This is a genomic window from Luteitalea sp. (genome assembly GCA_009377605.1).
GTDB lineage: Bacteria > Acidobacteriota > Vicinamibacteria > Vicinamibacterales > Vicinamibacteraceae > WHTT01.
In genome coordinates, this window is the sequence record WHTT01000014.1 from 41,184 (window position 1) to 53,494 (window position 12,311).

The following is a 12,311-nucleotide window of genomic DNA, read 5'->3' on the forward strand; positions in this document are numbered from 1 at the left end:
CTCTACCAGTTGTGGGATGTGACATGAGCGCCGATGTCTCCTGACAGACAGGGCGTGTGATATTCTTACCTTAAGAACCTTAAGGTAAGAATCAATGAAGAAATCCAGTCTCGACGTTGTCCGCGGCACACTCGACGTGCTGATCCTCAGAGCCTTGTCGTGGGGACCCCAACATGGCTATGCCGTGTCGCAGTGGATTCGCGATCAGACCAGGGAGGAGCTCCTCGTCGAGGAGGGTGCGCTCTATCCGGCGCTCTACCGGATGGAGGCGAAGGGCTGGGTCCGAGCCGAGTGGCGCGTGAGCGAGAACAACCGGCGCGCGAAGTATTACACGCTCACGGCGGAAGGCCGGCGTCATCTCAGGCAGGAGTCGGCCACCTGGAAGCGCTATACGCTCGCGGTCTCCCGCATCCTGTCGGCCACGACCGGCCCTGGGCTGAGGAGGGTGTGATGGGGGAGAAGCCCGCATGGCGACGGTACGCGCGCTTCTTTGGTGCCGACGTGGCGAGCGACGTCGACGAAGAGCTGCGGTTCCATCTCGACGAAAAGACCCGAGACCTCATCGACAGCGGTCTGACTCCAGAAGCGGCGCGCGCCGAGGCGCTGCGCCAGTTCGGCGAGGTGGCAGAAATGGGGCGCCTGTGTCAGGCGTTGGGGCAGTCGCGCGAGCGGACCATCGAACGGCGCCACGCCTGGACAGGATGGGGTCGCGACCTCCAGTATGCGGTGCGTACGCTGCGCAAGGCACCTATCGTCACGGCGGTGGCCGTGCTCTCGATCGCGCTGGGCATTGGCGCGAACACCGCCGTGTTCACGCTGCTCGACCAGGTGCTGCTGCGAAAGCTGCCGGTGGACGCCCCCGACCGGATCGTTCGTGTCCACGGCGAGGGGTACTACTACGGCAGCACGATGGGCAGCGGGCGCGAGCTCTCCTATCCTCTGTACCTCGACTTTCGGAATCACAACCAGGTGTTCTCCGGCATCTTCGGTCTGTGTCCGTTTAATGCGGCAGTGAGCGCCGGCGAGCGGGCGGAGATGACGCCGGGTGAGCTGGTTACCGGCACCTACTTCTCGACGCTCGGCGTCGGAGCGATCCGCGGACGAGTGATTGGTCCCGATGACGACCGCGTGCCCGGCGGCCACGCCGTCGTCGTCATCAGCCATGCCTATTGGCAGCGACGCTTCGGCGCCGACCCGTATATCGTCGGGCGCACGCTCACCATCAGCAACCACCCGATGACGATCATCGGCGTGGTCGAGCCGGGCTTCAATGGCATGAACATCGCCGCCGGGACGCAAGTGTTCGTTCCGGTGACGATGACGGCCGAGATGTTTGCAGACGTTGGGCCGTCTCGTCTCGAGGATCGCGGGCTGCGCTGGTTGAACGTCTTTGCGCGGCTGAAGCGTGGCGTGACGCCGGAGCAGGCGAGGGCCAGCCTCGCGCCGTTCTATCGTTCCATTCTCCAGACCGAGGTGAACGACGAGCGGTTCGCGCGGGCAACGGATACGACCAAGCGGCGGTTCGTGAACGACAACCACATCGCGGTGACCTTGTCGCCGGGAGGCCATACGCCCGTGCGCCGCGAGATGCAGCGGCCGCTCTGGATTCTGATGGCTATCGTGTGTGGCGTGCTGCTGATCGCCTGCGCCAACGTTGCCAACTTGCTGCTCGCGCGCGGCGCCTCGCGGCAGCGCGAAGTCGCCATTCGCCTCTCGCTGGGCGCGACGCGTGGGTGCATTGTCCGCCAGTTGCTCGTCGAGAGCCTGATGCTCGCCATCGCGGGTGGGTTGGCCGGTCTGTTGCTGGCGACTGTCGGCGTGCAGCTGGCGATTGGATTCTTCGTGAATCCGGAGAGCGTCACGCTCATCAAGGCGAGCCCAGACCTGCGCGTCCTGAGCTTCACAGGCACGGTGACGGTGCTGACCGGCCTGCTCTTCGGTCTCGTTCCGGCGTTCCAAGCCACGACGCCGGCGCTCGCGCCGACGCTGAAGGATCAGGCAGGCAGCGTGCTGGGTGGGGGACACGTCCGCTTGCGGAAAGCTCTCGTTGCCTCACAGGTCGCGTTGTCTCTCTTGTTGCTCATCGGCGCGGGGCTCTTCATTCGCAGCTTGAACGGGCTGATGACGCTCGACCTCGGATTCGAGACGGGTCGGCTCTTGACGTTTGGCGCCAACCCGAGACTGGCCGGCTATGAGGACACGCGCGTCAAACATTATGCGATAGAGCTGCTCGCGAAGGTGCGCGCCACCCCGGGTGTGAGCGCCGCCGGTTTCGCGCAAGTCGCGCTCCTCCGAAACGGCTGGTGGGGCAGCAGCATTGCCGTGGAAGGCTACCAAGCCACGGAGGACCAAGGCATCGGCTCCCGCTGCAACGCCGTCAGCCCCGGATATTTCGAGGCCATGGGCATCCCGCTGCTCATGGGCCGAGACTTCAACGAAGGGGACTTTCGTGTCGCCGAGCCCGCTGGCGAGACGGCCGAGCAAGAGGAGTACCGCGTCGTCATTGCCAGCGAGTCGTTCGTCAAGCAATACATTCAGGGCAATCCGATTGGCCGCCACATCGGGTTCGGCGCAGATCCTGGTACGCCGACGCCGATTGAAATCGTCGGCGTCGTCAAGGACTCCACGTACGCGAGCCCAGCCGAAGAGCGGCAGGGGCAACTGTACTTTCCATTCCTCGAGAGCCGTCACCCACGCACCGCCTGGTTCTACGTACGCACGGCGCAGGATCCGGGATCGATGCTCGCGGCGATGCGCCGCGTGATGCAGGAAATCGATCCGAACGTGCCACCGCTGGCCATGCGCACCGTGGACAATGACCTCAAGCGCTCGTTGGTGAACCAGCGGCTGGTGACAGGGCTGTCGACTGTCTTCGGCCTGTCGGCGACGCTGCTCGCCGTGGTGGGGTTGTACGGCGTGATGGCATACAGTGTAACGCGACGCACTCGGGAGATTGGGATCCGCATGGCGCGCGGCGCACGAGCGACGCGCGCCGCTTGGCTGATCATGCGCGAAGCGATGATGCTGGTTGCGATTGGCGTGGGCGTTGCGCTGCCGGCGGTCTGGTGGCTGAGTCGGTACGTGCAGAGCGAGTTGTACGGCGTCGCGCCAACGGATCCGATGGCGATCGGCGTCGCGGTGCTGGGGCTGACCGTCGTCGCCGCCGCGGCGGGTCTGATTCCCGCGCTGCGCGCGGCGCGCATCAATCCCATCCGCGCGTTGCGGCACGAATGAGCTCGGCGCGGGAAGCCCTGCTTCCGCATGAGGAGGGTGTCGTGGCAAGGAGCGACGCGGTCCGGCGCGCAACCGGGCGAGGGCGGGACGAGTGGTTCGCACTGCTCGACGAGTGGCCTGCCGCGCGCCGTCCGTACCGAGAGACCGCCGACTGGCTCACGGGCAAGCACGACGTCAGCCGGTGGTGGGCGCAGAAGCTCATTGTCGAGTACCAGGAGGCGCGCGGGGTCCGCCCTCACGGCGTGCGCCCCAACGGCACGTTCGAGGTCAGCACCAGCAAGACGGTCGCGGTGCCGGTCGAGCGGCTCTTCGACGCATTCGTCGATACACGCCTGCGGAAGAAGTGGCTCACCGAGGGGAGAATGTCGCTGCGAACCTCGCAGCTGAACCGCTCGGCGCGCTTCGACTGGGAGGGCGGGCCGACGAGGGTGAACGTCGACTTCGCCGGCAAGGGTCGCTCCAAATCGACGGTCGCGATGGCGCATGCGCGGCTCGCCAATGTAGACGAGGCCGAAACGACCAAGGCCTTGTGGAAGCAGCGACTGTCCGAGCTCAAGTCGTTCCTCGAGTCGTGACGCGGGCCAACGGGTGCCGGGTTAGACTACTGCGGCAGTAGGAGGCCCGATGATTCGAGGCGTCACCGCCACTGTTTGTCTATTCGTCATTCTTGTCGCAACACCTCGTGGGACGGCGCGTCAGCAAGAACAGCCCGCTCCACCAACCTTCACCCTCGACGCGATTTTCGACGGTGCAGCAGCAGCCACGAGCGCGTCACGGCCGGTCTGGTCTCCAGACGGAACGCAGTTGGCGTACGTCTGGGAGGAGGGGGACAGCTCGGCCATCTGGGTGCTGGACGTCGAGTCCGGCAAAGCCCGCTCGGTCTTTGGCCTCGGTGATTTCTCCTGGGCCGAGCGTGATGCGGATCCTACCCAGATCAGCGAGGCCGGTTACCAGTGGGCACCGGACGGGCAGGCGCTCCTGGCGCAGCTCGAGACCGACCTCTACCTGATCGACGTGGCAGCCGGCACGGCACGGCGTCTCACCGAGACGGCCGAGCGCGAGAGCGACCCCCGCTTCTCGCCGGATGGCACGCAAGTCGCCGTCGTACGCGACTTCGATCTCGTCTTGCTCGATCTCGAGAGCGGCACGGAGCGTGTGCTGACCGATGACGGCGACGGTGATCGTATTCGGAACGGCATACCCGACTGGGTCTACTGGGAAGAGCTCTGGGGGCGTGAGGGTCGGGGCTACTGGTGGAGCCCGGAAGGCGGCAGTATTGCCTACTACCGATTCGACGACTCCGACGTGGGGCGTTATCCGCTGGCCAACCAGGTAGCCCCATACCCAGACGTGACCTGGCAGCGCTATCCCACTGCCGGCACCAAGAATCCAACTGTGCAGGTCGGCGTGCTGCGCCTGGCGGGCGGTGCCACCACCTGGCTCCAGACGGGATCCCGCTCCGACATCTACCTCGCCCGGGTCGACTGGGCGGAGGACGGATCGGCTGTCTACGTCCAGCGTCTGAACCGCGACCAGACACGACTCGAGCTGCTGCAATGCGACCCTGAGGATGGGCGTTGCAAGACGCTAATCACCGAGGAGCAGCGGACTTGGGTGAACCTGTCGGATGACTACGAGATCCTTGACGACGGCCGCATCGTCTGGCCGTCAGAGCGGAGCGGCTGGAAGCAGCTCTACCTCTATTCGCCGGATGGCGCGCTCATCCGCCAGCTCACTCGGGTCCCGGGAGCGGTTGCTTCCCTCGAAAGCGCTGACGAAAAGAGCGGTGACATCATCTTCACCGCCTTCGGCGCTCCTCCCCTGGGCGCGGCACGGCGAGAGGTCTACCGCACTTCACTCGAGGGCGGCGAGGCTGAATCCCTGACCACGGCGGATGGTTGGAACGTCGCCGACGTGGCGCCCGGCGGCAGCGGCTACTGGATCCACGGCTGGAGCGATGCGAATCGCCCGGGCGAGAGTGTCGTCCGCAACGCTGATGGCAAGGTGGTGGTGGAGCTTCCGTCAAAGGCCGCGACCATTGCTCCGGAGGATCTGCCGGCGTGGGAGCTGCTCACCATCCCAGGGCCGAATGGCAGCAAGCTGCCAGCACGGATGATCCGACCTCCAGACCAGAAGGCAAACGAGCGATACCCGGTGATCATGTACCACTACGGCGGTCCGGGATCGCAGGTCGTCGTGGATCGTTGGGAGGACTCGCCGCGCAGCCTGTGGCTGAAGCTCATGGCTCAGCGCGGCTACGTCGTCTTCAGCGTCGACAACCTCGGCTCGACCTTCTTCGGCAAACGAGGCGAAGACCGCTTGCATCGTCGCTTCGGGGAAGTGGAGCTGGCAGCCCAGCGCGCAGGCGTGGACTATCTCTCGTCGCTGCCGTTTGTCGATGCCAAGCGGATTGGCATCTGGGGCTGGTCGGGGGGCGGCTTCAACACGTTGTACTCACTCACCCATGCCCCCGGTGTCTGGCGTGCCGCAGTCGCGGGCGCGCCGGTGGCGGACCTCACGTTCTACGACACGATCTGGATGGAGCGCTACATGGATCACCCGGCAGACAATGCGGAGGGCTATCGGGATTCCTCACCACTGACTGCGGCGGACAAGCTCCGTGATCGGCTGCTGATTGTGCACGGCCTGGCGGACGACAACGTCCATCCAAACAACAGCGTGGCGTTCGTCGCGAAGCTGACCGACGCGGGCATCCCGTTCGAATCGGCGTTCTACCCGAAGCAGAAGCACGGTTTCCGCGGACCCGCAGAGCGCCACCTCTACGAGCGCATGACGGATTTCTTCGAAAGGGCGCTCTCGCCGGAGCAGCGCGTCAAAAGTTCCCATCCTTGACGTACGGATAGCTCCACAACGTGACCTGAAACCGCGTTAGCGCGGCACCGGCTTGTCGAGCGAATCCCAATTGTATGCGGCGGCGACGCGCGCTTCGAGCTCGCCAAGGAGCGCGCCGCCGCTGTCACTGTTGGTCATGATGGCGACGCCGTAGCCCTTGACCGCATGGGCAATCAGTTGGCACCTGAAGCCCCAGTTGCCGCCGCCGTGCGAGAAGTACCAGCCTTCGCCGCGCTTCTCGATATTGAAGCCGACAGCGAACGGGCCGACGCCCACCGGGGTGACCATCTGGCGCGCGACCGCTCGCGATAGCACGCGGTTCTCGTCGCCCTGCAGCGCGCGCTGCAGCTCGATCGCGAATTGCGCGAGGTCCGTTGCCGTCGTCCAGAGCCCGGCCGCGGCTAGCTCCGGGTAGACGTGCCACTTGGCGTCCATGGCACGCCCCTCGCCATCGTGCGCCCGCGTGGCGTTGCGATCCCGCTCCGGCGAGAGCGGCTGCTCGAACGTGGAGTCGCGCATGCCGACCGGGCCGAGCACGCTTGCCTGCATGATCTCGGGGTACGGCTTGCCCAGCAGCTCCGTGAGAGCCAACTGCACGATCGTGATGCCGCCGCCGGAGTACTTGAAGTACGTGAACGGCGGTCGTTCGAACAACACCGGACCGACGTTCGATGGTGGGTCGCCGTTCAGGATCTCAGCCACGCTCGGCCGCCGCGCCGACGGATGGTAGCCCGGGAAGCCGAAGCCATCGCCCGAGCCGGACGTGTGGCTGAGCAGCGCACGCAGCGTGACCGGCTGTTTCCGTGTGTGCTCGCTCGACGGCACTTTCCAGGATTTCAGGATCGTGTTGATATCGACGTCGAGCGACACCTTGCCATCTTGCACGGCCTTGAGCACCGCCATGGCATTGACCGGCTTGCTGATGGACGCGGCCTGGAACAAGGTGTGCGCGTCGACAGGTGCCTTGGTCTTCACGTCTGCGACGCCGTAGGCCTTGGCCCAGTGAATCTCGAAGTCCTTGATGACAGCGATGCTCACGCCAGGCACGTTGAAGCGGGTCATCAACTCGGTGAGCGTCAGCGGATCGAAGCCCTGCCGGTTGGGGGACTGTGGCGCCTCGATACGCGCGACTAACGCCTCGGCAGATTCCTGTGCGCCGGCGCGTTGCGGGCCGAATGAACCGAGCAGGATGAGCGCGGTCAGTGCAAGGAGCAGATGGAGCGTACGGAATCGTCGGGGCATCGATCCTCCCGATGGTAGGGCGCGCTCGCAGAGCGCGCCGTCATGACCGCCTCGCCGAGCGCGCTATCACGGCCGCCTCGGCGAGGCGGCCCTACCTTGGACGGGACGCTCCGCGCGATGGTTTACCTGCTTCCGACGTCGTCGGGATCTCTGAAGCGCACGATGGTCGCGCCCAGGTGCGATTCCGGCGCATCCCAGAACTCGATCGCCGGCAGCGACCGCAGCAGCCGATGAACCGCTGCTCGCTGCGCGCCGATGCCACGACCGTGGATGAGGCGTACCTCGCGCAACCCCTTCTCCCGCGCGGCTGCGAGATAGTCGTCGACGACGGCGACCACGTCCCTTGGCGCAAACGCGTGCAGATCGAGAACGCCCTCGATTGGAACCTCGACGATCTCATCAGGCCTGTCGTCGCCCATGTGACGTCGTCTTTCTCCTCGATAGAAAGAAGCTGGACGGATCGTAGCAGGTACCTCCCCAGCGTGGAAGGCGCTGACTTCCCACTACGTCCTGTCTTGGCTTGCGGCATCTGGCCACATGTGGCTATATTCGAGCGTAACGTTCCGCATGAGTGAAGCGTAACTGAGAAAAAGGAACCGGGTATCTTTTCGGCGTCGAAAAGGTACCCGGTTCCTTTTCCGCATCGCTTCACTTGACGAAGGAGGCTTCGCCCATGCGAGTGCTCATGCTCTGCTTGCTGGTGATCGCGGCAACCGCGCAGACTCATGCCGAGAATTGGCCACAGTGGCGAGGGCCATCGGGCAGCGCCGTATCGACGGAGCGCAACCTCCCGGAGCGCTGGGACGGGACCAGCGGCATCGCATGGACGGCGCCGCTTCGCGTCCGAGGCATCTCGACGCCGGTCGTGTGGGGCGACAGGGTGTTCATCACATCGCAGGTTGGCGCTGGCGCGCTTCGTGAGGGGAATCACCCAACGCTCGTCCAAGGCGGCACGGCGCAGGATGCGGGCGAGCGCGCGCTCGGCCTCGACGAGGAGACCCGAGACGCGAAGGTGCTATTTCTCGTCGAGGCTTTCAGACGCGGCGACGGAGGGCTGCTGTGGACCTTCGAGCTGCCGGCCGAGGGCGAGCTGCCGGGTGTTCACGAAAAGCACAACCTCGCGAGCGCGAGCCCCGTGACCGACGGCGAGCGAGTGTATGCCATCTTCGGCACGGGCCAGATGGTCGCCGTCGACATGTCGGGCAAGAGGGCGTGGCAGCGCAATCTTGCCGAGGAGTACGGCGCGTTTCAGATCTCCTGGGGGCATGGAAGCTCGCCCATCGTATACAAGGATCTGGTGATCCTGCCGTGTTACCACGAGCCTGCCTCGTACCTCCTGGCGCTCGACCGCCGGACCGGCGAGACGCGCTGGCGCGTCGAGCGGGAGAGCGAAGTGCTCTCGTACAGCACGCCGCTTTTGGTTGAGAGCGCCAGCGGAGACGAGCTGGTGTTGAACAGCAGCCAGGGCATCGAGGCGTACGATCCATCCACGGGGAAGGCGTTGTGGCACATGGATGAGCCCAACCGCTTTCCCATCCCCACGCCAGTCCATCACGACGATGTCATCTACGCGAGTCGTGGATACCGGAGCGGGCCATACGCGGCGATACGAACGGGTGGGCGCGGCGACATCGCGGCGTCGCACGTCTTGTGGAACGTCCCAACGGGTGCGCCGTACATCGCGTCGCTGGTCTACTACGATGGGCTCCTCTACATGGCCGGTGACGTCGGTGTCGTCACCTGCATCGACGCGAAGACTGGCGAGAGGGTTTGGCAGGAGCGCATCGATGGGATCTTCACGGCGTCGCCCGTGGCCGGCGACGGCAAGATCTACCTGGTGAGCGAGACGGGAGAAACGATCGTCATGCGTGCCGGACGCACTCCCGACCTGCTCGCGCGCAACCCCATCGACGGCCGGCTCCTCGCCTCTCCCGCAATCTCCGGCGGCTGGCTCTTCCTTCGAACCGATGACAGCCTGGTGGCGGTGAGCGGCCAGGCGATGGGTTGACACGGGTCAGGTGACGTTAGTCCCGCGATCTCGCCGATTCATCCCAAACTATATGGGGACCCAGAAGACAAGCATGATCGTGTGGGGCACCGCGCGGTACGCGCGAAGGAGGCTGCCCCGTGACACACAAAGGTCTCATGCTCGTCGTCCTGGTTGTAGCGCTGGCGAGTACCTCCGGCCCTCTTCCGGAGGCCGTGGCAAACGAATGCCCCCCAGTACGCAAGTTTGGTCCAGGACACTTCTCGACCGATCACCAATGGGAGTGGAGGCTGACGTTTTCACCCTCTCGCCTGACCGCTTATTGGTCGGTGAGTGATGAATCCTATCCCCCAGGCTCGAACGTCAAGGTCACCATTGTGACCTCGCACTGGCGCCCGTCTGGATGGACGCCACCCACGGTGGCACCGTTCTCGGGCGCGCATACCGACATCGATCCCTTCATTACCCTCGACGGGCGGCGGCTGTACTTCTCATCCAATCGTCCAGTGGAGGGCGAACAGCGCACCGAGACGGACCTGTGGGTCGTGCATCGGACCAATCGCGGTTGGAGCCCGCCAGTGAACCTGGGCCCCGCGGTCAATAGCCCGGGCAACGAGCTCTATCCCAGCGCGGATCTCTGGGGCAATCTATACTTCGGGAGCGACCGCGAGGGGCAATGGGATATCTGGCGCAGCTCGGTCCGCTTCGACGGCAGCTACCGGCCCGCCGAGAAGATTGGACCAGGGGTGAACACGGACTTCTGGGAGTTCAACCCGGAGATCTCGCCAGACGGCCGGATGCTCTTGTTCGCGAGCGCTGGTCGCGCTGATAGCTTCGGCGACGTCGATCTCTACGTCAGTCGGCTGGCCCACGGCCGATTCGGCCGAGCCGAGAATCTGGGGGCGTGCGTCAATACCGCCGCGAGCGAGTTCCACCCGACGGTCTTGTGGGAGCGACGCCAACTGGTCTTCGTGCGAGTCGGTGCTACTGGCGACTTCTATGTGACGCCGCTGCGCGTGCCGCGTTGATCGGTCCGATGCGCCGGTGGGACGAACGAAGGAAACACAGGGACCAACGCCGCGGCGGCAATTGCGCGCGCCGTGGCCCCGCGCTATCGTGGGCGCGTGAAGCGCTCCTCCCAGCTGTGGCTCGCGGTAACGGTCTGGTGGACGCTCAGCGGTTTCGCCACGGCGGCCGAGATCCGCACGATGCGTTATCACGCGGGCGCCGTGCTGCCTTGGGACGATGCGTTGACGATGGGCCTGGCCAGCGCGTGGCTGTGGATTCCCATCACGCTGGGCATCCTCTGGCTGGTCTATCGCTACCCGTTCGAGCGTGGCCGGTGCGGGTCGTCATTGACGGTGCTCGGCCTTGGCGTGGTGGTTGTGGTCGTCGTGCGCGCGCTGGCTGTCCTCCTGCTGAACGATTGGGTGCGCTGGTATCCGGACGGCACGCCGCCGTTCGGCGAGCTACTGACCACCAGCGTCACGAACAACGTGCTCTTCACCTGGATGATCGTTGGTGTCGCGCACGCGCTCCTCTTTGCCGACCGCGCACAGCAGCGCGAGCGCCAAGCGAAGGAGCTGGCCGGACATCTCGCGCAGGCGCGCTTGGCCGCGCTCGCCGCGCAGCTCAATCCGCACTTCCTCTTCAACTCCCTCAATTCGATTGCGGAGCTGGTGCACCAGGACCCGCAGGCGGCCGATCGACTGCTGATGCGCCTGAGCGACGTGCTTCGGCACAGCCTCGACACGACGCACAGCACCGATGTCAGCTTGCGCGAGGAGCTCGACGTGCTGCGCCACTATCTGGAGATCGAGCAGGCGCGGCTCGGCGAGCGCCTGCGCCTGCGCTGGGACATCGACGAAACCACGCTCGATGCCCGTGTGCCGCATCTGATCCTGCAGCCCATCGTCGAGAACGCAATCAAGCATGCCGTGGCGCCGAGCGCCGGGCGGAGCTCGGTCCGTATCTCGGCGACTTCGGCGGATGGGCACCTCATCCTGGAAGTGCGGGATGCCGGACGCGCCTCTGGCCTGGTGGCGGTCCCTCCCGGCATCGGACTGACGAACACGCGGGCGCGGCTGGAGTGCCTCTACGGGCCCGGCGACCGTCTGACGCTCACGACGGCGCCGGACGGCGGCACCGTCGCGCGCGTGACGCTGCCGCTATCTGGATGATTGTCATGTCCCCATCATCGGCCCTGCATTCCGTCCTTCGGACGCTGATCGTGGACGATGAGCCGCTCGCGCGTGCGCGGCTCAAGCGGCTCCTCGAAGCGGAGCCAGACGTGACGATTGTTGGCGAGTGCCGCACGAGCGCGGAGGCGGTACAAGCCATCTGCCGGGAAGCGCCGCATATCTTGTTGCTCGACATCCAGATGCCGGAGGGCGACGGCTTCTCGGTTCTGCAGCGGATGCCGTCCGATCTGCGTCCCCTCCCGATCCTCGTCACGGCGTATTCGGAGCACGCCGTGCGTGCGTTCGACGCACAGGCATTCGACTACCTGCTCAAGCCCATCAGCGCGGAGCGCCTCCGTGCCTCCCTCGATCGTGCACGCGCGCAGCTCGCCGAGCGGCGCCGGCTGGAGCTGTCCGGCGCGCTGGCACACCCGCATCAGGAAGCCTTGCCCGGACCGTACGCCGACCGCCTGGCGGTGCCCGCCGGACCGCGCATCCGCTTCGTGCCGGTAAACGAGGTGGACTTCATCACGGCGCAGGCGAACTACGCGGAGCTGCATGTCGGCGGTACGACATACCTGGTGCGCGAGACGATGAGCGCCCTCGAAGGCCGACTGGATCCGCGTGTCTTCGTGCGCATCCATCGATCACGGATGGTGCGGCTGAACTTGATTGCGGACATCGAGCCGCTGGCGTCGGGACAGTACGTCTTGCGGCTCAAGACCGGCGTCCGGCTGACGTCTGGGCGAAGCTATCGTGTCCGGCTTCGTCGAGCGTTGGGGCTGGACGATGGGCGGGACTGATCGGAGATGTCG

10 protein-coding genes are annotated in these 12,311 nt (G+C 65.5%); 8 read left to right on the forward strand and 2 right to left on the reverse strand.

The annotated features are described in order from the left end of the window. Positions 1–94 precede the first annotated feature (94 nt). Genes GEV06_06800 through GEV06_06815 form a run of 4 tightly spaced genes read left to right on the forward strand, consistent with a single transcriptional unit; the run spans position 95 to position 6,087 of the window. Positions 95–451, forward strand: a complete 357-nt coding sequence (locus GEV06_06800) for a PadR family transcriptional regulator (GenBank protein ID MPZ17603.1) — start codon at positions 95–97, stop codon at positions 449–451. Beyond that, positions 451–3,234 carry an FtsX-like permease family protein gene (locus tag GEV06_06805; protein ID MPZ17604.1) on the forward strand — a complete coding sequence of 928 codons (2,784 nt, stop codon included), beginning with the start codon at positions 451–453 and terminating at the stop codon, positions 3,232–3,234. The genes GEV06_06800 and GEV06_06805 overlap by 1 nt, the downstream gene beginning before the upstream one ends. A 41-nt stretch (positions 3,235–3,275) precedes the next feature. Then, positions 3,276–3,809 carry a DUF4287 domain-containing protein gene (locus tag GEV06_06810; protein MPZ17605.1) on the forward strand — a complete coding sequence of 178 codons (534 nt, stop codon included), beginning with the start codon at positions 3,276–3,278 and terminating at the stop codon, positions 3,807–3,809. A gap of 49 nt (positions 3,810–3,858) precedes the next feature. After that, positions 3,859–6,087 (forward strand): prolyl oligopeptidase family serine peptidase, encoded by a 2,229-nt coding sequence (locus GEV06_06815; protein MPZ17606.1) that lies wholly within the window; start codon positions 3,859–3,861, stop codon positions 6,085–6,087. A 36-nt stretch (positions 6,088–6,123) separates the two neighbouring features. Here GEV06_06815 and GEV06_06820 read toward each other — a convergent pair whose 3' ends face one another. Both GEV06_06820 and GEV06_06825 read right to left on the reverse strand, forming a co-directional pair. Further along, a complete protein-coding gene (locus GEV06_06820) occupies positions 6,124–7,329 on the reverse strand; it encodes a serine hydrolase (protein MPZ17607.1) in 1,206 nt (401 codons plus the stop codon). A 122-nt stretch (positions 7,330–7,451) separates the two neighbouring features. After that, positions 7,452–7,748, reverse strand: a complete 297-nt coding sequence (locus tag GEV06_06825) for a DNA mismatch repair protein MutS (protein MPZ17608.1) — start codon at positions 7,746–7,748, stop codon at positions 7,452–7,454. Between the two features lie 254 nt (positions 7,749–8,002). Here GEV06_06825 and GEV06_06830 point away from each other — a divergent pair, with 254 nt between their 5' ends. From GEV06_06830 to GEV06_06845, 4 genes are all read left to right on the forward strand, one after another. Beyond that, complete coding sequence (locus GEV06_06830) at positions 8,003–9,337, forward strand: PQQ-binding-like beta-propeller repeat protein (protein ID MPZ17609.1); 1,335 nt, start codon at positions 8,003–8,005, stop codon at positions 9,335–9,337. 119 nt (positions 9,338–9,456) lie between these two features. Next, positions 9,457–10,344, forward strand: a complete 888-nt coding sequence (locus GEV06_06835) for a hypothetical protein (protein MPZ17610.1) — start codon at positions 9,457–9,459, stop codon at positions 10,342–10,344. Positions 10,345–10,440: 96 nt separating this feature from the next. Next, complete coding sequence (locus tag GEV06_06840) at positions 10,441–11,496, forward strand: hypothetical protein (protein ID MPZ17611.1); 1,056 nt, start codon at positions 10,441–10,443, stop codon at positions 11,494–11,496. A gap of 23 nt (positions 11,497–11,519) precedes the next feature. Then, entirely contained in the window at positions 11,520–12,299 is a 780-nt protein-coding gene (locus GEV06_06845; GenBank protein MPZ17612.1) for a response regulator, read from the forward strand. Positions 12,300–12,311 lie beyond the last annotated feature (12 nt).